A 20,280-nucleotide genomic window follows, 5' to 3' on the forward strand; every position below is an offset into this window, starting at 1 on the left:
CATCAAAGCAAGTAAGTCGGGTCGAGAATCAAAAGGGTGTAAGTTCGTAAGACAAAGAAAGCACAAGTTCAGAGGTTACAAGCTCATGGCTAAGCAAAAATCTATTCAATTTCTGGGGCTGCTGTCCACCGCCCTATTTTTAGAACTCGTTGTCGCACCAAGCTTGTTAACAAAAGTACAAGCTCAAACTGCGTCGCAGAACAGCGCCCAAACCCAACGGATTAGTACGCTGGCTCGCGTCACCTTCGAACCCCCCGGAGATGGAAAACCCGACGACACCGCAGGGGGAGCATCCCGGAACGGTGGATGCTTGCAAGGGGTGACAAATAGCGGCGGATGTATCGTACCGTTGATGCCAGCAACGAAAGACGGTTTAACCACAACGGAACGTCCGACGTTCTTTGTATACGTTGCCGACAGCGCGGCAAAAGAGCTATTTTTTAGCCTGAGAGATGACAGGGACAATGCTGTTTATCAGGCCAAAATCCCGATCAACGGTCAAACGGGGATTGTCAGCGTCAAACTGCCAGATAACGCCCCCGCGCTAGAAGTTGGCAAGACTTATCAGTGGGCGTTTATTATGGTGGGCGAGCAAGGACTAAGACCCGATAGTCCGGGAGTACGCGGGGAAGTGAGGCGAGTTGAACTAAACCCAGAACTCAAGAGCGAAATAGCCCAGGGGAAACCGCTGGAACGGGCAGAGTTGTATGGAAAAAACGGCATTTGGTTCGATACCGTGGCAACCCTAGCCCAAGCAAGACGCGAGCAGCCAAATGATACGACGTTAGTCGCTAATTGGCAAGACCTGCTGAAATCGGTGGGTTTGGATGCGATCGCCAAAGAGCCGTTACTCTAAAAAATTGCATAGGAGCTAGGAACTAACTTGATTTACCAACTCCGCCCTTGCAACCCGGTTTCTGGCAGAAACCGGGTTTTCGGTGATAGGGACAAGAAACCGGGTTTGTTGCTGGGTTCGCTCGTTCCGTTTCCCAAGGATTTTTCCGACAAACCCGGTTTCTTTGCCTAAGTTCGGAGCGAATAAAATGGGGCAGACTACCCAGATTCTCATCATATCGCTGGGTATACAAGATCGATGTGGTCAAAACTCAGACAAAGCATTTGGGAGTACCGGGGGATATTGACAATTGCCCCCAGCGTAGCAGGATTAGTCATGACTGCCAGTTCCCTGGGATTATTCCAACTCATGGAGTGGGCGACCCTAGATCAATTTTTTCGCTGGCGTCCCCGGGAACCCGTCGATCCCCGCATTACGATTGTCACCATTGACGAGTCAGACATCACCCACGTTGGACAATGGCCAGTTCCCGATGCCGTTCTAGCTAAATTAATCGAAAATCTGCGAAAGCACAACCCCAAAGCGATTGGCTTGGATTTGTATCGAGATTTACCCGTAGAACCGGGTCATCAAGCATTAGTTGAATTATTCAAGAATACACCCAACTTAATCGGCGTTGAGAAAGCAGTAGGCAATGCGGTTCCCCCACCGCCGATTTTAAAGCAACTCGATCGCGTAGGATTGGCAGATTTAGTATTGGATGCCGATGGCAAGGTGCGTCGGGGTTTGATTTCTGTCAGAACAGGGGAAGGTCAAACAAAATTAGGTTTGGGAACAACCCTGGCTTTAATGTATTTGGAAGCCGAGGGAATTAAGCTGAAAATGCTCGATGCCAAGAAGAAGTACTTGGGGTTGGGTAAAGCTGTATTTATGCCGCTGATGGGAAATGAAGGCGGCTACGTACGTGCCAATACGGGTGGTTACCAAATTTTATTGAACTATCGGGGAAAGCTAGAAAATTTTGAGCATCTATCGATGAAGGATGTTCTAGAGAACAGGATACCGCCAAATAGTTTACGCGATCGGATTATTTTAATCGGTGCCACGGGGGCTAGCCTCAACGACCTTTTCTTTACACCCTACACATACGGAGGGGAAGGCAGCCCTCAGCGAACTCCCGGTGTTGTCATTCATGCCAACATCACCAGCCAAATTTTAAGTGCTGCGATTGAAGGGCGTCGCTTTATCCGAGTTTGGGACGAACCGATAGAATGGCTGTGGATTTTGGTTTGGTCGTTTGCGGGTGCTGGCACCAGTTGGATCGTACTTGCAGCCAAACCACTTGCCGATCGTCTTGCCCTCAAAGCAACGGTTTTTTTGATTAGCCTGTTACTTGGCGGGGTGATGCTAGTCGGTGGCAGCTATGTCGCTTTTCTGGCAAGCTGGTGGTTTCCGGTTATTGCCCCGTTGGTAGCATTCACCGGATCTGGGATAGCGATCGCCGGTTATAACAGCCTAGAATTACAGCAGGAAAAAGCCGACCTAGAAATTTTGCTGGAAACGACAACCGAACACGCAGATGCCCTTGCTACCGATTTAGAACATAAAGCCTCTGAAGCAATTCGCGAAAGCGAACGCAAACTGGCTCAATTCCTAGAAGCCGTACCCGTAGGAGTAGTCGTCGCCGATGCCAGCGGTAAACTTTATTACTTTAACCACGCCGCACAGCAGCTTTTGGGCAAAGGAGTCGTACCCGATGCCACCGCAGAGCAAATAGCAGAAGTTTACCAAACCTATATTGCCGGAACCAATCAACTATACCCGGTGGAAAAGTTGCCAATAGTAAGGGCATTGAGGGGCGAAATTTCTGCCGTGGAAGATATAGAAATCCACCAAGAACATAAGATTATTCCCATAGAAGTTTGGGGCACTCCCATCTACGATCGAGATGGCAAAGTTAACTATGCCATCATCGTTTTTCGAGATATTACCGAACGCAAAAAAGCCGAAGCAGACCGGATAAAATTAACCACGGAACTAATTCAACTCAACGTAGCCTACTCGCGCTTTGTCCCGCGACAATTTCTCCAACTTTTAAACAAAGAAAGCATTATTGATGTTCAATTAGGAGACCAAGTACAGCAAGAAATGTCGGTATTATTTTCCGATATTCGCGACTTCACAACTCTCTCGGAAACGATGACCCCGTCAGAAAACTTCAAATTTATTAATGCCTATCTCAGTCGTATGGAACCGGCGATTCAGGAAAATAATGGGTTTATAGATAAATACATCGGCGATGCGATTATGGCACTCTTTAGCGGTAGCGCAGATGATGCCGTCAAAGCGGGAATTGCCATGTTGCAAAGACTAGCCGAATTTAACACAAACAGGGGCAGACTGGGTCGTCCTCACATCAAAATTGGCATTGGCATCAATACAGGTTCGATGATGCTGGGTACAGTCGGGGGACACTCACGCATGGATGGTACAGCAATTAGCGATGCCGTTAATTTAGCTTCTCGGCTGGAAGGATTAACTAAAAATTATGGCGTGGCGCTGTTAATTTCTGAGAAAACTTTTTTAGCCTTAAATAATCCTGCAGATTATGCCATCCGCCGGATCGATCGAGTAAAAGTTAAAGGAAAATCCGAACAAGTAATTGTCTATGAAGTATTTGATGCCGATGCGCCAGAAGTCAAAGAAGGTAAACTTTTCACCGCGGCAGTATTTAAACAAGCCATTGTCCTATATAATTCAGGGAATTTATCAGAAGCAGCACAACTATTTTCCCATTGCCTACACCTTAACCCAGGGGATAAAGTGGCAAAAATTTACCTGGAACGCTGTCAGCAACAAGAAACCGTAGAAGCCTTGAACCACAATGTATAAAAGCCAAGGAAATATTACCGCTCGCTCAATCCAACAATACCCATCTCTTCCTGACTCTCTTCCTCTTCTTCTTGGCGTCCTACTCTTCGAGAAGACGCTACCCTTGTCTATGGCGTCTTGGCGGTTGATTAAAAACGGGGACGTAGAACCGAAGCGAGCGATCAAACGCACCCAATGCCTTATAATGAGAATTTAAGTTTCATTTTTTTATAACATGACCTCCCCAATCCCTAAAATAGAATTTTTTGAAGGAATTCCAGAAGAACTAAGCGATGTCAGTCTGCGGCGAAATCGCTCTTCGGGAGTTCGGTCAGTCATGATGACATTCAAGCAATTGAAAGCCACCGAAAAATTTAACAGCTTTACAAAAAGATCTTCTAACTCAATGCGGTTAATTGATACTGAAGGAGTCATAAGCGTTGAGCCAAGTTCGGTAAAATTCATCTTCAGCGGACCAGAAGGAGATGAACTAGAGCGGGTAGAATGCAAATTTGAACTTGATAGGGAAGACCATTGGGAACGATTCATGCGGTTTATGAAGCGCTACGCTGAAGCGAATGGTATGGAGTACGGCGAAAATCCTAGTAACGCAAGTTGCTAGTTATAAACTTTGGCGTTGCAAGCTTGCTAATTGCTAATTGCTAATATAGGATTTTTACTGACATTAGCCATGAGCCATTAGCGATTAGCTGCTATGCATAAGATAACTAACAACTTGAGTTAGTAGTAACGGGTAGGCAAGAGAGGAGAAAATGAAAGTAGCTGTAACGGGTGCAACGGGATTTGTCGGTAGTCGCTTGGTGGAAAGACTGCAAACCCAAGGAAATCAAGTGTTAATTTTAACTCGCAACGGGGAGCGAGCGAGGCGCGTTTTTCCCAGCAGTGCGTTTCCCAATCTGGAAATAGTTACATATGCGCCAAGAGAATACGGTGCTTGGGAACAAAGTTTATCCGGATGCGATGGCGTAGTCAATTTAGCAGGAGAATCAATCGCAGAGGGTCGCTGGACACCAGAACGAAAACAGGCGATTATCGATAGTCGTAAGCTCGGCACCCAAAGGTTAGTCGAAGCAATAGCAAAAGCTAACCCCAAACCTTCAGTATTGGTAAATGCCTCTGCTATTGGATATTACGGCACTAGCGAAACTGCCACCTTTGAAGAAACAAGTACCCCAGGCAGGGATTTTCTAGCACAAGTGTGTCAAGTTTGGGAAGCAGAAGCCCAAAAAGTTAAAGATGCGGGCGTCCGTTTGGTAATTATCCGAACTGGGATTGTTTTAGGGATGGGGGGTGCGCTGGCAAAAATGCTACCACCATTTCAACTATTTGCCGGTGGCCCAATTGGTAGCGGGCGTCAGTGGTTTTCCTGGATTCACCGGGAAGATTTAGTCAACCTAATTCTACAAGCTTTGACTCGCGAAGAAATGGAAGGCGTTTTCAACGGTACTGCCCCCAATCCCGTCCCCATGGCAGAATTTTGCCAAACTTTAGGACAAGTTCTCAATCGTCCTTCTTGGTTGCCTGTACCCGATTTCGCTTTAGAATTGCTGTTGGGCGACGGCGCCAAGGTGGTTTTGGAAGGTCAGCAGGTTTTACCCAAACGCACGTTAGCATCTGGCTTTCAATTTCAATATCCCAATTTGAAACAAGCTCTAGAATCGATTTTAAGCCAAGCGTGAGGCAGCAGGTGAGCAGGTGAGCTCCAGGAGATGGGGAGCTCCAGGAGATGGGGAGCAAGGGAGCTTCACGAGAATGTAGATTCAAATGCCGCTTTTGCCCCTTTTGCCGCTTTTGCCCCTCTGCACACCTGCACACCCGCGCTATACCCGATTGAGTCGTTTCGAGATCCAACTAATTAGGCCGCTCGTCATCGCTCCCGCCATTAAAATACCGATAGCTGGGGTAAATACGGGTTCCCAGAGTTTGTACCACAGATCGAGTCCCAAAGGAATGTTAGCTGCTTTACCAGCGACAGCGATCGCTAGCCATGCAAAACTGGCTAAAACCAGGAACGTATCGAACACCAAAAACGAGTTTAACCAGCCAAGGATTTTATCTTTCATAGTGATTGGTAATTGGTAATTGGTAATTGGTAATCGATCAAGCGCCTTATCCCTATGACCCATTACCAAATATAAAAAATCTGGCTGTACCTGAAATCAGGACAGCCTGGTCGATTAAGTATGATACAATCTATGAAGTTGGATTAATCGAGGGCAATACCAGAAACATCCGGCAATTGCAAGTCATCTGGATCTACGTAGTGGCAGGTGGCCTCATCCATACAAATTAGCGCCCATCCAGACTGATCGACACCCATCAGTTTGTATGCTGCTTCGTGGATAAAAAAGCCTTTGTGATTGCGAGTTTCTGGCTTAACTGCAACGATGTCCATATTTTGTGCACCTAAAATCCCTGTTAAAAATGACTCAACGATTGGTTATTAGGGCAACTAATCGTTGAGTTCAAAAAATAATATCATGCCAGTTTCTAGATATGGCATTAATTTATTAAAGGAATCGTTACGAACTGAAAAGTTTTATCGCAGCTTGGAAACGATTAGCAGAGTAACGGCTCAAGCATCAAACAACCAGGTTTTAATCCGGTTTAAACTATCCCAATCAGGTTTTCTGCTGAAACCATCTTTAAGGCTTTCCTCAATGTCTGGGCGCAACTCGGCATCGAGGAAGAGCATTTGGCGAACAAGATCGATATGCTGCCGCACGCCGGTTTGCTTTGTTTCCAGCATGGCAGTTGCCAGGTTAATGCGTGCTTGGGGGTCTTGGGGGTTTAACTTGACAGCTTTTTGGGCTGCTTTGTAAGCTCGCTCCGGTTGATTATCGAGCAGGTACAACCAAGACAAACAAGTCCAGGCGGCGCCGGTTTTGGGAGAGCGAGCGCAAATTTCTTTAAACACCGGCAGTAAAGTTTCCGGCCCTTCCCCGGCTTTGTAACGTTCGATACCCGTATCAAAAAGAGTTGCAACTGATTCAGTCATTGGTGAATTGGGAATTGGGAATTGGTTATTGGTAATTGGTGATTGGTTGGATGTTGACCCATGACCGATTACCCAAAAAAATATACCAGACCTCGGTTAGGGATCGGGTCTGGCAGGGGTGTGACTGCAAGCTATAGATATGAGTTTTTGCCTATTTAGACGGCGAAAGACTTACCGCAGCCACAGGTTTGAGAGGCGTTGGGGTTGGTGAATTGGAAGCCACCGCCGATCATGGCATCGCTGTAGTCTAGCACTAGACCGTAAAGGTAAAGCAAGCTCTTGGGATCGCACACGAGTTGGAAGCCATCGTGATCAAAAACTTGATCGTCCTCTCTAGCAGTACTCGGATCGATAAAATCCATCATGTAGGACATCCCAGAACAGCCACCTTGACGGACTCCCACCCGCAGGCAGAGGTCTTTGCCCTGTTTTTCGCGCAAGAATGAAATTTGGCGCACGGCAGCATCGGTCAGCTGAATCCCCCGTTGTTGTGACTGAGTAGCTGATGTCATTTTTGCCTCGACTCCTTATGCCAGTTGCACTATACTGGCTGTTTACTGATACATCCATTGTATCGGGGTTCTTAAATTTCTTAGCCCCTGGGAGCCGAGCAAGGCAAAAACTCTCTATCAAAACATAGTGGGAGGGTGAGAACCCCTAGTCTAAAGACAGGGGATGAAACCCGACAAGCGCAGGTTTAAACCTGTTGTTTCTCTTTCTTATGTTATGCTGATGTCATGGTAAGACAGGATGAAAAACTGCAAAAAAAACAACCGTGATGCCATACTGAACCATGACAACTGAAGATATGGAGTTGCACCAAGAAGTGTAGAAATACAGCCGTTGGTGCGTAAAATCTTCACGGATATGTGATACCAAATTCACCGCACATCTTAGCAACAAGCCGAGGCGGGTAGGGCGTTTTGAATGCGCCAAAATTTGATCGTTCAAAGAGAAATGAAGTGAAGCGACGTGGTTTTAAACCGCGCTTGTAACAACGTTTTAGCATCCAGGTTTTTCAAAGCGTGGAGAAGTCAAACTTTACTGGCAAGCCACTAACGTGGGAAAAACATTTTATGACCTAAACCAGAAAAGCGACTGTTGCAGGCTACCAGCCTAAAGCGGGAAAATACACTTGTTTGGGGAAAAGGGAAAAGCGAAAAGCGGGAAGGATGAACAAACCCTTTCGCTTTTCCCCCTTACCCCTTCCCCATTTGCCAGAATGTCCCATCTTAGATTGGTAGCCCGGTTGCAAGTCAAAGCGGTCTTTTAAGGGTTAGTGTTGATCAGAGGTTTGCTCGTTCGACCCGCAAGCCCAATTTTTCATTTGTTCCCTTAGTCTATGACAGCTCTCAATCGCTCTACCCGTCGTCGGTTACAACAGTTACAGCAAATTCCCAGCGTGTGGGAGGGCGATCGCCGTCCGCTATCGGCGCCTGTCGAGTTGGAAGACGAAGCCAAAGGCGACTGTATTTTATGGGTAGATGGTTCCCAAGGTGTTGTGCGCGCGATGGATATGGTAGCGCCAGACACTGGACCGGAAGCGGTTGTACGTACCTTGCTGCGGGCAATGGAACATCCCCACGGCCCGATGCCCCCCGGACGACCGCAAAAAATAGTCGTGCGCGATCGCGAAATTCAGTTCTACCTGCGGGGCGTCCTGCAAGAGTTAGGAATTTCTATTGACTACGCACCGTCGCTGCCTTTAATTGACGAACTGTTTCGCGAATTTGAAGAAAGCGCTTATGCTCACCCTCCCCAGTTACCTCCCCAGTACGCAGAAAAATTGGTGGAAGAAGCGTATAAAATTTGGCAAGCTGCTCCTTGGGAATACCTAGCAGAACATCAAATCCTATCGATTGAACTCAATCAATGGGATATCGGCACGCTTTATGCCTGCGTCATGGGAATGTCGGGGATGGAGTACGGAATTTTGCTGTATCGTTCCCTCGACTCGCTCAAGCGATTTCGCGCCGCAGTTATACACCGGGAAGACTCGATCGAAAGCCTAGAAGAAGCCTTTTTGGGGCAAGATTGCCTGTTTATAACTTTCGAGCCAGCAGGGGATCGAGATGATGAGGATGAAGATATCGATTTAGCTGAATTACCGATATCGCTGATCGAGCCAAGCTTTGGTAACATTCATCCTTTAGAAGGGCTGCGGTCTTCGCTTTATGAAGAAGAAGCAGTCGTAGTTTTAGTAGCCCTTTTGGCTCTCAATCGCTTTTTCCGCGCCTCGCGCCGCAAACTGGCAGGGGAAGATTTCCCCAGCATCACCAGTCGCTATCGCATTCCCTCTCCCGATCAGCCTGAAGCAACTGCGCCTTTGTCTGTGAAGGTGGCAACGCTACCAAAGGTAGCAGACGAGCTGTACGATATGGTTCAACTCGACTCCGACAGCGATGACGCGACGGGAAAAGCAATGCCACCCCTGCGCGATGACCTAGTGCCGCAAAATTCTTTCCTCAGCATTGGCATGGTGCCTTGGGAAATGGTGGAATATTTGCGGACGACTTCGGGGAATTACCAAGCTGATATGAAGATACAGGCGGCGGGAGATGGACTTCCGGTGATTTTGATCCAAACTTCCCGCCCCAAAGCTAAGATGCTGATCGAAAAAATCCAGGCGTCAGGCGGACTCAAAGGGATTTTGTTTAATCCGGGGGAAGACCCGTTTGAGGAGACTCGCTACGATATCGGCATTATCCAAACTAATAATGGAGAGATGCATTTGTTTGGCGAGTTTGTCAAGGATGAACCAATTCACGTCGAAGCGCGCAAGCGCTGGGATCAGCGGTGCAAGAAAACTAAGGGCTACTGCGGCTTAGTGATTGCTAAAGGACTGACAGGCGCTTCGCGGGGAAATCCCCAACTGCCAGATATGATGGCTTTGTTTGAAGCGCGAAGTCTTTCGGGTAAGGAGTTGGGATTGGGTACGCTGCAACGCATCGTTCACCTTGATTTTGAGTGAATTTAGCGGGGAGAGGCAGAAGTTGGCTCGGGGGTTTGACCCCCTGCTCCGCTTTTTATTTCGCAGAATAAATTTCGAGCGAAATCAATAGAACAGGACTTACGCAAGGGCGTTGCCAGAAACCCGGTTTCTGAGTCGTTCGCGAAGCGTCGGGTATGCATATCTCTGGTTCCCTTTCCCAACGATTTTTCCTAGAAACCGGGTTTCTTTGTGTAAGTCCTGTAGAATCTGGGTCATGGTGTAGCAATCGCGCGGGCGGGCGATCCCCCACCAACTTCCGGACTTCGCAACAAGCTTTGCAGAGTTAAACCATAACCCTTGCCGAAATCTGCTTCAAAAACCCCTTTTTTGCCAACTTCTCTCATCTTTCCCCATTCGTCCCCCTTCCTTTTCAGGAAATTAATTAGGTGTGATTTGGATCGCCTCAAAAATCAGCTTGGCATGATGTAATTACGGATAGGGAAATAACAGAGGAATTTCCCTACTTGAGTTCTCAATTTTTTATTTTTACGTAAAAAATACGTAAAGTTTATAAAAACTTAAAATAAATTCAAAAGGGGTCAGCAAAATCCACATGGTCAAAACCACGGTTGACAACATACCTTTAAGATAGGTGGTGGGAAAAGACCTTCACAAGACAAATGGAGAAAACTTTAAAATGATGAAGCAAAATCCAAATCAGGGTGAAGAAAGCATCAATCAAACTCCGCTCCAATACCTGGCAAAATTCTGGGCTAAAAAATATATCCAAAATTTAGAAAACAAGGAAGCAGCGACGGGAGAAAAACCCTGGGTAAGTGCTTACGGGAAAGAAAGGTTTGAGATTGCTGAAAAGTTAATGTACTCGCTGCGATATACGAGCCTTCAAGCTTGGCAAAAAACAGAGTACCTGATTGGTAGAGAAATTCAGAGACATCAAATAAATCCCAAATTAATCGATCCGTGGCAAATATCGGAAGATGCGTTTGAAATATATGAAAAAGCTTTAGAAAGCTACGCCAAGATGATTGCACCGCAGCATATGGCAAGAATTATCGGCGCATACCTGGGACGCATACGCGATAAATATACTTCCTCGGATCCCAGAACAATAGGGTTTGTTGCCTTGCAGTTCCACTACACGGGACAAATGTTGCTGTCTGAAGTGTATAGCCAGTGGGAACAAAACCAATTGTTGGCCTATTTCAAAGTAATTGACGACCATTTATATATGCCGCTGCAAAGACTTTATGATGCAGCAGCTAGCCATGATTACAACTCGCTAGCTTTGTCAGCTGTCCAGACCCTATTGCCGTGCAGTACTGAGATTGCGAGCAATATTTGTCAGCGAGTTATCGAATTATATCCCCGGTACTTGAGCCACAGCGGTTCGCTTCATCATCCAGTGGTTAAAACTTCCAGCATCCGCGATGTGGAAATGTTCCAGGTATATTTGTGGGTATGCGTTCTGGAAAATAACATCGCCGCAATTCAACAAGAGTTGTTCCCGTTGTGCGTGATGCTTTATCCCGCATTGAAAGTACACTGGGAGCTAGTGCGGCAAATGATCAATTTAATCGGGAAAGAATTTAGCAGCCGCGTTAAACCAGAACAACGGTCACTATTCGTACCTTATTTTCAAGCATTGCGGGAAATGTTCTCGCCAGAGGTGTTCCCGGAAAGTATCGACGATGAAATGCACCGGACAGCGCGGTCCATGGGTGCAACGTTGTAGCAGAATATCTGGCTGGGCAGCCTGCCAATATTCTCAAAACGTTTAGCCCCTGTCTAGGCGTGGAAAAACCCTTATTTGTTTACAATATGTAAAGAAATTGAGCAGGAACAGGGAATGCGTGTTGCAATCGTAGGAGCGGGATTGGCTGGAATGGCTGCGGCTGTCGATTTAGCTGATGCCGGATGCGAAGTGGAAATCTTTGAGTCCCGTCCTTTTGTGGGGGGTAAAGTCGGTAGTTGGGTAGATGCCCAGGGTAACCACATCGAGATGGGTTTGCACGTCTTTTTTGGCAACTACTACCAGCTACTAGAGTTAATGCATAAAGTGGGGGCTGGCGGCAACTTGCGCCTGAAAGAACATGTCCACACCTTCATCAATTCTGGGGGTAGGACGGGTGCGTTAGATTTTCGCTTTATTACGGGTGCGCCGTTTAATGGGTTGAAGGCGTTTTTCACTACGTCCCAACTATCGCTGCAAGATAAAATTCAAAATGCGATCGCTCTCGGCACCAGTCCCATCGTTCGCGGTTTGCTGGACTTTGACGGCGCGATGAAAACTATCCGCAAACTCGATCGGATCAGCTTTGCCGACTGGTTCCGCAGTCACGGCGGCAGCGATGGCAGCATCAAGCGCATGTGGAACCCCATCGCCTACGCACTCGGTTTTATCGACTGCGAAAATATCTCCGCCCGTTGCATGTTAACTATTTTCCAGATGTTCGCCGCCCGTACTGAGGCGTCCAAGTTGCGGATGCTGGAAGGCTCTCCCTACGAGGATTTACACAAACCAATCGTTGATTACATAGAAGCAAGGGGAGCAAAAATTTATACTCGCCGTCGCCTACGTGAAATCCTGTATGCTAAAGACGGGGAACAAACGCGAGTGACGGGTATTGTGGTAGCCTCTGGCGAGACGGAAGAAACCATTACCGCCGATGCCTATGTCTGCGCTTGTGATGTGCCGGGAATTCAGCGCCTGTTGCCTCAAGAATGGCGTCAATGGCAGCAATTTGACAATATTTATAAACTCGATACCGTTCCCGTGGCGACGGTGCAACTGCGGTTTGACGGTTGGGTAACCGAACTGCACAATGCTCAAGAGAGGAAACAATTACAGCGAGCAGCGGGAATTGATAATTTACTTTATACTCCCGATGCTGACTTTTCTTGTTTTGCCGACTTGGCTTTAACCAGTCCGGGGGATTACTATCGGGAAGGGCAAGGTTCCCTGTTGCAGTTAGTGCTGACACCGGGAGATCCTTTTATTAAGGAGAGTAACGAAGCGATCGCTCAACACGTCCTCAAGCAAGTTCATGACCTATTCCCCTCTGCTCGCGAACTCAACATGACCTGGTACAGTGTAGTTAAGCTGGCTCAATCACTCTACCGCGAAGCCCCCGGCATGGAACCCTATCGTCCCGATCAAAAAACACCCATTGCCAATTTCTTCCTAGCGGGTAGTTACACGCAACAAGATTATATCGATAGCATGGAAGGTGCGACCATTTCCGGGCGCCGCGCCGCCAAGGCAATCCTTGAACAGAAAAAATAGGTAGTTGGTAATTGGTAATTGGTAATTGGTAATTGTAAATGGCAAGTTTTACAGCGCCGATTACCAATTTAATTTTGCAATTACCCATTACCCATTACCTATGACCCATTACCCATTACCTATTATCAAAATGACAGATTGGCTAGAACACAGCGTACAGGTAGAAGTAGAAGTTCCCATTGAGTTAGTGTGGAATCTTTGGTCAGATTTAGAACAAATGCCCCGCTGGATGAAGTGGATTGAATCGGTTAAAGTCCTAGAAGATAATCCAGATTTATCTCGCTGGAAACTTGGGACTGGAGGGCTTGAATTTACCTGGCTTTCTCGGATTCTAAAAATAGTTCCCCACCAAATTATTCAATGGGAATCTGTAGATGGTTTGCCTAACCGAGGCGCAATTCGCTTTTACGATCGCAAAGGTAGCAGCATCGTTAAGTTAACAGTAGCCTACGGGATACCTGGGTGGCTTGGTAAGTTGATGGATAATCTATTTTTAGGGCGGGTAGTTGAATCGACTCTTCAGGCAGATTTAGAACGGTTCAAAGAATACGCGCTCAAAGCTTACGCTCAATCTTAAGCACTATTTTGAGTAGGTGGTTTGTCGGGGCGGGTTTAATATCGTTGACCGTTACATCTGGGCGATTAAAATTGATTGTAGGGACTAAGGCTAAAGAAAGTTTTATCGCCAGGGCAAAGTTTTTGTCCCTACCAATGATTCAGATACAACCGGAATCGATATAACGAGATATTTCGTGATTACTGTAGGGACGGGTTTAACGACATATCTCTTAGTTCCGCAGACTGGTTGGTAAAACCCGCCCTACTACAAACTGGTGCGTTCGCTTGTTATTTTATCTCAAATTATTCCCAAATAAATTGCAAATTCAAAACCAAACCCGGTAAGACATCTTCCCCCGATAATGCAGTAGGAGATTCTAAAACTTCTGGGGTTTGTCCTGGGCGATAAATTTCCACGCGGCGGGTTTTGGGGTTAATTAACCAACCGAGTCTCACCTTGTTTTCCATATATTCCTGCATTTTGGCTTGCGTGTCTCTCAAACTATCATTAGGAGACATTAACTCTAAAACAAAATCGGGGGCGATGGGAGGGAATTTCGCTTTTTCTTCGGCGGTGAGTTCATGCCATCTTTCTATTGTTATCCAAGCAACATCGGGGGAGCGATTGCTGCCATTGGGGAGTTTGAAACAAGTAGAAGAATCAAAGCAAACTCCCAGTCTGGTTTGTCGGTTCCAAATGACGAAATCAGCGTTGAGTTCTGAGTTCCAGTATCCAGTTTCTCCCCCGGTAGGTGACATTACGATAACTTCTCCTCTAGCATTACGTTCAAATTTTACCTCCGGATTGGAGCGACAAAGTTGATAAAATTGGTCGTCAGTCAGTTCGATGATCGGTTTGAGGTTAAGGGTAACAGCAGTCATGGGAGTGGGTGCTTTTCGCAACTGTACTGTGCCAATTTTAACGAACGGGGGTTCTCCTAATCCCAATGCCAACAGACTTGTCTAGCACTAGAGTGGACTCACCACCATTTGTTGGGTCAGAATTTACAACCTTCTTCTGGGCCTGTGGAGAGGCGTGGCTGGTGAGGTGATTGGCATCTGACATATAATTCGGGTTAGATCTGGCCTTTTTTTGTTGTTCAAGTGCTATCTGCAGTTTTTGGAGTTCAAGACGAGCTTTATCAAGTTCTTGGCGTTGCTTGGTTAATTGTTCTTGTTGTACTCTCAGTTCCATCTCGCGGCGATTGAGTTCCGCAGATTGATGGGTAAGAGCTTCTTTCCAAAAATCTCTTTCTTTTTCCTTAGCTTCCCATTTTTCTTGCAGATAAGAGAAATTTTGTAAAATTTTGACTAATGAAGGCGCTGCTTCCCGAATATTCTGTGCTTTTTTACTCGCCGTCACGTCAACTAGCACCAATACCCCCCCGTTGAACTTACTCGCCTCTGGTGCTGGGATGACTTCATCCCCGGATACGGGACTCCAGCTGTTATCCCCTCGCTTACAAGCTAGCAGTTTGAGTTCCGTCTTCACAGTGCTGAAGAATCTGGTTTGCTTTTGAACGGTCGCTAGGTAGAGCATAATCTTCCTCTAGAACTAAGTCGGTATCACCCTTCTGCTTACATATATATCTGGGTGGAGAGGACTTATGCAGTTACCTCAAAATCAATCAGAGACAGATCCAGTAGGATCTTCCGTTTTTACCCTTGCTGTACGAGGTGAGGAAGATCCCGAAGCTGGGGAAGATAACCCAGGTGGGAAAGTAAAAATGTTCTTATAAGAACATTTTGCTGGGGAGGAACCAGGCAACCAGCTATATGTGCCGCTCGCGATCCACTAAAATTTACTTTGAGGGAAGCATCGCTGAGTATAGTGCAATGCTCAGCCCTCTATAAATCTACGATTAACCCGAACCACCCACAGTCGGAACTGGGCAAACATATTGGCTACGATTGCGTCAAGGGCGATTGATAAACAGTTAAAGAGCTAAGGGAATCCCAAAAAGTGACAAAAAACCACCCGAAAAACCTGGAATTAAATATAATATATATTCTGGAAAAATCTAGCTCAATTTGGGAGCGTTTAACCGGAAATTATCTTCCCAAATTGAACGCAGAATGTGAAACAAAAAGCCAAAAAAGAATAGAAAATTGGTGTGAAATAATTGCCAAAGGAAACTGGGATAATTTTAGAAAACGCTGCGATTGGGATGGAATTGAGCTGGATAATATTCAGCAATTATTAGGGGGAGTTTACTTAAAAAACAGAAAAGAATTACCGGAATGGGCAAAGATTTTACAATAAGTATTGAACTCTATACCCGATATTAAAAAGGATGTTAGTTTAGGCGAGGGCAAGCAATTTCAAGTAAAGTACCCTTTTGGAGAAATTTTGTATACCTTTGTTTTAATAGCAAAAAAAAGATTAATTGCCCAAGTGGGTTCAGTGTATGAAATATTGACACCAGAAGCAGCATCTTGCCTAGAATTAAATTTAATCAAAGACCTTTCTTGGATAGCAAGCAATGCGCTATATCTCGAATTTGGTATCTTTCGTTCGCGGAAAATATCTGCTTTACAGCGCCTAATTTTGGAAAAAAGCGAAGAAAAAAGTACGAAAGTATATGAAGAATTTGTCTCTAGTATGTTTGAAGGCAAGCTGCTTTCATTTCTCGAAGAGTATGCTGTATTAGCACGCTTGCTATCAACAACAACAAATTTGTGGATCGAGGCAAATGCAGAGTTTTTGCAGAGGTTATCTTCAGACTGGCAAAAAATTAAGAGTAATTTTTTTAATAGCCGAGAAATCGGGCGAGTAGTAGAGTTAAAGCCTGCACTTTCTGACTATCACAACGGCAGGCGCTCGGTGATAATTTTGCAGTTTGAGTCTGGCGATAAACTCGTTTATAAGCCCAAAAATTTAGGAATTGACTGCGCCTATTTCGAGTTTCTAGAATGGTTGAATCTGCAAGGAATAACGCTACCCTTCAAATCCCTGAAAGTTATCAACCAGAAAGATTACGGATGGGTAGAGTATGCCGAGAACCTGCCTTGTGAGAATGTTGATGCTGCGCGCCGATTTTACCAGCGTGCGGGGATGCTGCTGTGCTTGATGTATTTCCTGCAAGGAGTGGACTGTTTTTATGAAAATATCATTGCTAGCGGTGAGTATCCATTGCTAGTAGATATGGAAGCGTTGATGCACAACAACTTCAAGCTAGAGCGAGAATACTCCCAAAGCTATCACATCAGACCGATCGATATCATCTGGTGGAATTCTGTATTTCGCGTGGGATTGCTGCCTACATGGCGGCTAAGCGCTGATGGGAAGATGGCCTACGATATTGGAGGTCTGAGGGAGGCGGGTAAATTGGTATTGCCCTTTAAAAGACCAGTATGGCAAGACGCCAACTCGGATGCTATGAAGCGAGACTATCAACCTATGGAGATCGACGTGAAAGCGAGCGTGCCTCATATCAATGGTACCTACTTGAAAGCAACCGATTACGTGGGCGAGGTTGTAGCTGGTTTCCAGCAGATGTATCGTTTTCTGATGGATAAAAAAAATGAGTTACTCGCTCCCCACAGTCCCCTACAAAACTTGGCTGAGCAAAAAGTGCGCTACATTCTACGCAACACCAAGTTTTATACATCGACCTTGCAAACGCTGCTGGAACCGGAATATTTAAGAGATGGAGCGGATAGAAGCATCGAAATGGATGTTGTCAGTCGCATGTCTCTGGACACAGGCAACAAAGCGATTCATTGGCCTTTAGTCAAGTTTGAAACCGCAGCTTTAGAACAGATGGATATCCCCTTGTTTTCGATACGTGCAAATAGCACGGCGATAGATTTGCCCGATGGGGAAGTCCTGCAAGGCTTCTGTGAAAATACAAGTATTGAGAACGCAATCAATCGCCTTAATTCTTTTAACGAACAAGATCTAAACGCGCAAATTCGTTTAATCGAAAGTACCCTGCATCTGAGTGCCGTCTCTGGCAAACACAGCAATTATTTAGTAGAGAAGGAAAAAGAAGATGAGAGTGCTGTACTTTCGCCCGACGAGCTAGTTGCCTGTGCCAAGGAGATCGCTCTTGAGTTACAAGAACTAGCAATTTACTCCCATGACGGTAGCGCCACTTGGATCGCTCCCCAACTGCAAGCCGAAAAATATATATTACAGCCTCTGCGATTAGATCTTTACGGGGGAGTCGCTGGCGTTGTTGTCTTCTTGGCAGGGTTGGAAAAAGTAACTGGTGGCGCTGGATATGCAGAACTGATTAACAGCGCGATCGCTCCCTTACGAGAAGCGATCGCCACCACACCAATTCAAACTTTGTCTCGCAACGGATATACCATTGGCGGCGTAGCTGGTATCGCTTCCCTCGTCTATGCTTTTACCCGCATTTCTGAGTTTTTGCACCAGCCCTCCTGGCTCCAAGATGCTAAACTGGCTGCATCATTAATTTCTCCCCAGCAGATTGCCAGCGACAAAAATTTGGATGTGGTAAATGGATCGGCAGGGGCGATTTTGGGATTATTAGCTCTGTATGAAAAAACGAAGGCTGCCGAGATTTTGGCAACAGCTTTCTGCTGCGGCGAGCATTTATTAAACACTCGAACGACAAACAACTTGGGATGGAAAGCTTGGCATAGAATTGGCGCCGACTTTGTGACTGGATTTTCTCATGGTGCGGCGGGGATTGCCTATGCTCTGTTACCCAAGATTAAAGGGTGAAAGCCCCTGCATTTATGCATGGGGATGAAACCCGTAGGGGAATTTATTCCCCGTCAATTTTTTGTGCCCATTGTTCAATTAGCTCGCTAACGGAAATGTCATTTAGCCAAGCAATAGATTGTAGTTTTTTCCACGAAGTTGGGGTCAGAAATATATGGTGTCTGGTTTTAACCTCATCGGGCAAAACTGGTTGATTTCTTAACCTTTTTTTTCCTTTTATGTTTGACCACTTTTAGATATTGGGGTTATACTAGGAGTATAGCATTAGAGCGATAAGAGAGGGGATGTTAAGTGCAAGTTCGGTGTAACTTTAAGTTAAAACAAACAAAAAATCGGTGGTTGGTGACACTGAGAAAACACCGTAACTATGCATTGCGAGAAAGAGAAACTGGATCTAACACAAATAATCAAAATGTAGACTCACAAGTTGTTTATGCTTGGGGTAGTTGGTGTGACATTGAATCAAAGATTGAATATGGTTCTTGCTGTCCGCTAACTTGTCCAGTGATAAAACATGGTGTAATTCCACAAGATATATCAATGGGATTAAAAACCTCAAAAGAGAAAGTAAATCCCAAAACAGGAGAAATAATTAAGCCAAGTGTTGTCTTGTGGGATAGCGCATCAGGTATTCAGTCCAAGGTGACAACACAACTACGTCACGATCGAGATAACTTTGCTCAAATAGATTCAAGTGTTTTGCAAAGAAATTTAGCTAAACTTGATACCGCGTACAATAATTTTTTCAAACACGGTAGGGGTTTTCCAAATTATCTAGGGATTTTGAATTCATTTGAATATCCACCCGGACGTATCAAATTAATTGAGATTAAAGATAATTATGGCATTATTTATCTACCTGGTATTGGTCATGTAAAGTTTCACAATAGTCGCGATTTTAGTCAAGTTATTGATACTAGAACTTGCACTGTTAAACGTAAAGGCGGTTATTGGTTTATTTCAATGTTAGTTGAAATACCGTGGACTTTACCTGAACAAAAACCACTTGAAGAAGTTAAATCAGTAGTAGGTATCGATGTAGGAGTTAACAAGCTAGTTGCATTTAGTGATGGTAGCTTTGCAGAGAATATTAAACCTACAAATAATAAAAGAAATGCGCGGCGTTTAAGAATGCGTCAACGCAGTATTAGCCGAAAAGTAAAAGGATCAAAAAATAGAAAAAAAGCTGTTGAGAGATGATCTCGCACTCAGCACAAATTAGAACAAAAACGTGATGGGTATAATTGGCAAGTAGCTAACATTGCTGTTAAAAAAGCTGATGCGGTTGCACGGGAAGATATTAAAATCAAAAATATGGTAAAGCGTGCAAAACCTAAACATGATGGCAATGGTGGCTACAAAAGAAATGGCGCTTCTCGTAAAACAGGTTTAAATAAAGTTATCCTTGACTGCGGTTGGGGTGATTTGTTTGATAAAATTGCTTGGCTTGCGCTTAAAGCTGGTAAACCTGTTATTTTGGTTAATCCTAAACACTCATCGCAAGAGTGTCCAGCTTGTGGACAGGTTGACAAAACTAACCGTGATGGTGAAAAATTTCTCTGCACTGAATGCGGATATACCGCGCACGCTGACACTAAGGCCAGCAGAACAGTAGCAAATCGAACGGGATTGGTCTTCCCTAAAAAACAGAAGTCTAAAAAACAGACCCTACCTGCGGACGGCGGGAAAGTCACGCAAGCGCAGTTATCAATCCGTACGGGTTGAGGCTAGGAACCATGCCTACGACCAGATTGGCGTTCAATTAACTTTGTTTGATTTAGAACCATACCAGTCTGGTGATAGTCGGAAAACTAGGAAATACGGCAGAACAACAAGCGTGAATCCCCTTGCCTTTAGGCATGGGGAGAGGTCAACACGGCAACTGCATTGCAAGCATTGCAGCGCGTTAGTGAGTTTGGGTTCTGTAAACAATGAATAAACAGAGCAACTACCCCTCACTCTCCCACCTAAAGAAAATCGGGAGTCGGGGAGCCACGTCAATTTATTGCGTGGAGGAACGACGACTCGCTGATTTTAATCAGCGTCAATCATTCGTGCCAACTGTTCAATTATTTCACTGATACTTATCCCTTTATTGTTGGCG

21 protein-coding genes are annotated in these 20,280 nt (G+C 45.5%); 13 read left to right on the top strand and 8 right to left on the bottom strand.

Going from position 1 to position 20,280, the window contains the following annotated elements; genetic code table 11:
* Window positions 1–85: 85 nt before the first annotated feature.
* The 4 genes from ACE1CM_RS35710 to ACE1CM_RS35725 all read left to right on the top strand — a co-directional run bounded on the left by ACE1CM_RS35710 (window position 86) and on the right by ACE1CM_RS35725 (window position 5,367).
* Window positions 86–856, top strand: coding sequence for a DUF928 domain-containing protein (locus ACE1CM_RS35710; RefSeq protein WP_374883659.1), 771 nt, complete (start codon window positions 86–88; stop codon window positions 854–856).
* A 237-nt stretch (window positions 857–1,093) separates the two neighbouring features.
* On the top strand, window positions 1,094–3,688 hold the full coding sequence (locus ACE1CM_RS35715) for a CHASE2 domain-containing protein (RefSeq protein WP_374883660.1): 2,595 nt from the start codon (window positions 1,094–1,096) through the stop codon (window positions 3,686–3,688).
* 214 nt (window positions 3,689–3,902) lie between these two features.
* Window positions 3,903–4,289: a photosystem II reaction center protein Psb28 gene (psb28, locus tag ACE1CM_RS35720; protein ID WP_374883661.1), complete on the top strand. Its 387-nt coding sequence runs from the start codon at window positions 3,903–3,905 to the stop codon at window positions 4,287–4,289.
* A 151-nt stretch (window positions 4,290–4,440) separates the two neighbouring features.
* The gene (locus ACE1CM_RS35725) at window positions 4,441–5,367 is read left to right on the top strand and encodes a TIGR01777 family oxidoreductase (RefSeq protein ID WP_374883662.1); all 927 of its coding nucleotides are present in this window, start codon (window positions 4,441–4,443) and stop codon (window positions 5,365–5,367) included.
* Between the two features lie 141 nt (window positions 5,368–5,508).
* On the opposite strand, the gene ACE1CM_RS35730 is transcribed toward ACE1CM_RS35725, so the two are convergent.
* From ACE1CM_RS35730 to ACE1CM_RS35745, 4 genes are all read right to left on the bottom strand, one after another.
* Complete coding sequence (locus ACE1CM_RS35730; RefSeq protein ID WP_374883663.1) at window positions 5,509–5,751, bottom strand: hypothetical protein; 243 nt, start codon at window positions 5,749–5,751, stop codon at window positions 5,509–5,511.
* Window positions 5,752–5,894: 143 nt separating this feature from the next.
* Window positions 5,895–6,083, bottom strand: coding sequence for a hypothetical protein (locus ACE1CM_RS35735; protein WP_374883664.1), 189 nt, complete (start codon window positions 6,081–6,083; stop codon window positions 5,895–5,897).
* Between the two features lie 180 nt (window positions 6,084–6,263).
* Window positions 6,264–6,686, bottom strand: coding sequence for a tetratricopeptide repeat protein (locus ACE1CM_RS35740; RefSeq protein ID WP_374883665.1), 423 nt, complete (start codon window positions 6,684–6,686; stop codon window positions 6,264–6,266).
* A 155-nt stretch (window positions 6,687–6,841) separates the two neighbouring features.
* Window positions 6,842–7,198 carry a HesB/IscA family protein gene (locus ACE1CM_RS35745; protein ID WP_374883666.1) on the bottom strand — a complete coding sequence of 119 codons (357 nt, stop codon included), beginning with the start codon at window positions 7,196–7,198 and terminating at the stop codon, window positions 6,842–6,844.
* 830 nt (window positions 7,199–8,028) lie between these two features.
* Between ACE1CM_RS35745 and ACE1CM_RS35750 the strand changes: the two genes are divergently transcribed.
* The gene (locus ACE1CM_RS35750; RefSeq protein ID WP_374883668.1) at window positions 8,029–9,657 is read left to right on the top strand and encodes a hypothetical protein; all 1,629 of its coding nucleotides are present in this window, start codon (window positions 8,029–8,031) and stop codon (window positions 9,655–9,657) included.
* A gap of 233 nt (window positions 9,658–9,890) precedes the next feature.
* Here the strand turns inward: ACE1CM_RS35750 and ACE1CM_RS35755 are convergent, their stop codons facing one another.
* Window positions 9,891–10,022 carry a hypothetical protein gene (locus ACE1CM_RS35755; protein WP_374883669.1) on the bottom strand — a complete coding sequence of 44 codons (132 nt, stop codon included), beginning with the start codon at window positions 10,020–10,022 and terminating at the stop codon, window positions 9,891–9,893.
* A gap of 293 nt (window positions 10,023–10,315) precedes the next feature.
* On the opposite strand from ACE1CM_RS35755, the gene ACE1CM_RS35760 reads away from it, so the two are divergent.
* The 3 genes from ACE1CM_RS35760 (at window position 10,316) to ACE1CM_RS35770 (ending at window position 13,499) form a co-directional block, all read left to right on the top strand.
* A complete protein-coding gene (locus tag ACE1CM_RS35760) occupies window positions 10,316–11,371 on the top strand; it encodes a hypothetical protein (protein ID WP_374883670.1) in 1,056 nt (351 codons plus the stop codon).
* Window positions 11,372–11,485: 114 nt separating this feature from the next.
* The gene (zds, locus tag ACE1CM_RS35765) at window positions 11,486–12,922 is read left to right on the top strand and encodes a 9,9'-di-cis-zeta-carotene desaturase (protein WP_374883671.1); all 1,437 of its coding nucleotides are present in this window, start codon (window positions 11,486–11,488) and stop codon (window positions 12,920–12,922) included.
* Window positions 12,923–13,052: 130 nt separating this feature from the next.
* Entirely contained in the window at window positions 13,053–13,499 is a 447-nt protein-coding gene (locus tag ACE1CM_RS35770; RefSeq protein ID WP_374883681.1) for an SRPBCC family protein, read from the top strand.
* Between the two features lie 284 nt (window positions 13,500–13,783).
* Here ACE1CM_RS35770 and ACE1CM_RS35775 read toward each other — a convergent pair whose 3' ends face one another.
* Together ACE1CM_RS35775 and ACE1CM_RS35780 are read right to left on the bottom strand one after the other, a co-directional pair.
* A complete protein-coding gene (locus ACE1CM_RS35775; RefSeq protein WP_374883682.1) occupies window positions 13,784–14,362 on the bottom strand; it encodes a Uma2 family endonuclease in 579 nt (192 codons plus the stop codon).
* A gap of 37 nt (window positions 14,363–14,399) precedes the next feature.
* Entirely contained in the window at window positions 14,400–15,020 is a 621-nt protein-coding gene (locus tag ACE1CM_RS35780) for a hypothetical protein (protein WP_374883672.1), read from the bottom strand.
* Between the two features lie 67 nt (window positions 15,021–15,087).
* Here ACE1CM_RS35780 and ACE1CM_RS35785 point away from each other — a divergent pair, with 67 nt between their 5' ends.
* The 5 genes from ACE1CM_RS35785 to ACE1CM_RS35805 all read left to right on the top strand — a co-directional run bounded on the left by ACE1CM_RS35785 (window position 15,088) and on the right by ACE1CM_RS35805 (window position 19,901).
* Window positions 15,088–15,219 (top strand): hypothetical protein, encoded by a 132-nt coding sequence (locus ACE1CM_RS35785; RefSeq protein WP_374883674.1) that lies wholly within the window; start codon window positions 15,088–15,090, stop codon window positions 15,217–15,219.
* A gap of 224 nt (window positions 15,220–15,443) precedes the next feature.
* Window positions 15,444–15,743: a hypothetical protein gene (locus ACE1CM_RS35790; RefSeq protein WP_374883675.1), complete on the top strand. Its 300-nt coding sequence runs from the start codon at window positions 15,444–15,446 to the stop codon at window positions 15,741–15,743.
* A gap of 3 nt (window positions 15,744–15,746) precedes the next feature.
* The gene (locus ACE1CM_RS35795) at window positions 15,747–18,176 is read left to right on the top strand and encodes a type 2 lanthipeptide synthetase LanM family protein (protein ID WP_374883676.1); all 2,430 of its coding nucleotides are present in this window, start codon (window positions 15,747–15,749) and stop codon (window positions 18,174–18,176) included.
* A gap of 342 nt (window positions 18,177–18,518) precedes the next feature.
* Window positions 18,519–19,376 (top strand): RNA-guided endonuclease InsQ/TnpB family protein, encoded by an 858-nt coding sequence (locus tag ACE1CM_RS35800; protein WP_374883678.1) that lies wholly within the window; start codon window positions 18,519–18,521, stop codon window positions 19,374–19,376.
* A gap of 114 nt (window positions 19,377–19,490) precedes the next feature.
* Window positions 19,491–19,901, top strand: coding sequence for a zinc ribbon domain-containing protein (locus tag ACE1CM_RS35805; protein WP_374883679.1), 411 nt, complete (start codon window positions 19,491–19,493; stop codon window positions 19,899–19,901).
* A 128-nt stretch (window positions 19,902–20,029) separates the two neighbouring features.
* Here the strand turns inward: ACE1CM_RS35805 and ACE1CM_RS35810 are convergent, their stop codons facing one another.
* Window positions 20,030–20,119 carry a hypothetical protein gene (locus ACE1CM_RS35810; RefSeq protein ID WP_374883683.1) on the bottom strand — a complete coding sequence of 30 codons (90 nt, stop codon included), beginning with the start codon at window positions 20,117–20,119 and terminating at the stop codon, window positions 20,030–20,032.
* Window positions 20,120–20,280 lie beyond the last annotated feature (161 nt).

It is taken from the genome of Microseira sp. BLCC-F43 (assembly GCF_041929235.1).
Taxonomy (GTDB): Bacteria; Cyanobacteriota; Cyanobacteriia; order Cyanobacteriales; family Aerosakkonemataceae; genus Microseira.

Excerpts from the sequence above, each read along its gene's own strand:
- ACE1CM_RS35710 (WP_374883659.1), top strand. The coding sequence starts at position 86 with ATGGCTAAGCAAAAATCTATTCAATTTCTGGGGCTGCTGTCCACCGCC.
- ACE1CM_RS35715 (WP_374883660.1), top strand. The coding sequence starts at position 1,094 with ATGTGGTCAAAACTCAGACAAAGCATTTGGGAGTACCGGGGGATATTG.
- psb28 (WP_374883661.1), top strand. The coding sequence starts at position 3,903 with ATGACCTCCCCAATCCCTAAAATAGAATTTTTTGAAGGAATTCCAGAA.
- ACE1CM_RS35725 (WP_374883662.1), top strand. The coding sequence starts at position 4,441 with ATGAAAGTAGCTGTAACGGGTGCAACGGGATTTGTCGGTAGTCGCTTG.
- ACE1CM_RS35730 (WP_374883663.1), bottom strand. The coding sequence starts at position 5,751 with ATGAAAGATAAAATCCTTGGCTGGTTAAACTCGTTTTTGGTGTTCGAT.
- ACE1CM_RS35735 (WP_374883664.1), bottom strand. The coding sequence starts at position 6,083 with ATGGACATCGTTGCAGTTAAGCCAGAAACTCGCAATCACAAAGGCTTT.
- ACE1CM_RS35740 (WP_374883665.1), bottom strand. The coding sequence starts at position 6,686 with ATGACTGAATCAGTTGCAACTCTTTTTGATACGGGTATCGAACGTTAC.
- ACE1CM_RS35745 (WP_374883666.1), bottom strand. The coding sequence starts at position 7,198 with ATGACATCAGCTACTCAGTCACAACAACGGGGGATTCAGCTGACCGAT.
- ACE1CM_RS35750 (WP_374883668.1), top strand. The coding sequence starts at position 8,029 with ATGACAGCTCTCAATCGCTCTACCCGTCGTCGGTTACAACAGTTACAG.
- ACE1CM_RS35755 (WP_374883669.1), bottom strand. The coding sequence starts at position 10,022 with ATGAGAGAAGTTGGCAAAAAAGGGGTTTTTGAAGCAGATTTCGGCAAG.
- ACE1CM_RS35760 (WP_374883670.1), top strand. The coding sequence starts at position 10,316 with ATGATGAAGCAAAATCCAAATCAGGGTGAAGAAAGCATCAATCAAACT.
- zds (WP_374883671.1), top strand. The coding sequence starts at position 11,486 with ATGCGTGTTGCAATCGTAGGAGCGGGATTGGCTGGAATGGCTGCGGCT.
- ACE1CM_RS35770 (WP_374883681.1), top strand. The coding sequence starts at position 13,053 with ATGACAGATTGGCTAGAACACAGCGTACAGGTAGAAGTAGAAGTTCCC.
- ACE1CM_RS35775 (WP_374883682.1), bottom strand. The coding sequence starts at position 14,362 with ATGACTGCTGTTACCCTTAACCTCAAACCGATCATCGAACTGACTGAC.
- ACE1CM_RS35780 (WP_374883672.1), bottom strand. The coding sequence starts at position 15,020 with ATGCTCTACCTAGCGACCGTTCAAAAGCAAACCAGATTCTTCAGCACT.
- ACE1CM_RS35785 (WP_374883674.1), top strand. The coding sequence starts at position 15,088 with ATGCAGTTACCTCAAAATCAATCAGAGACAGATCCAGTAGGATCTTCC.
- ACE1CM_RS35805 (WP_374883679.1), top strand. The coding sequence starts at position 19,491 with ATGGTAAAGCGTGCAAAACCTAAACATGATGGCAATGGTGGCTACAAA.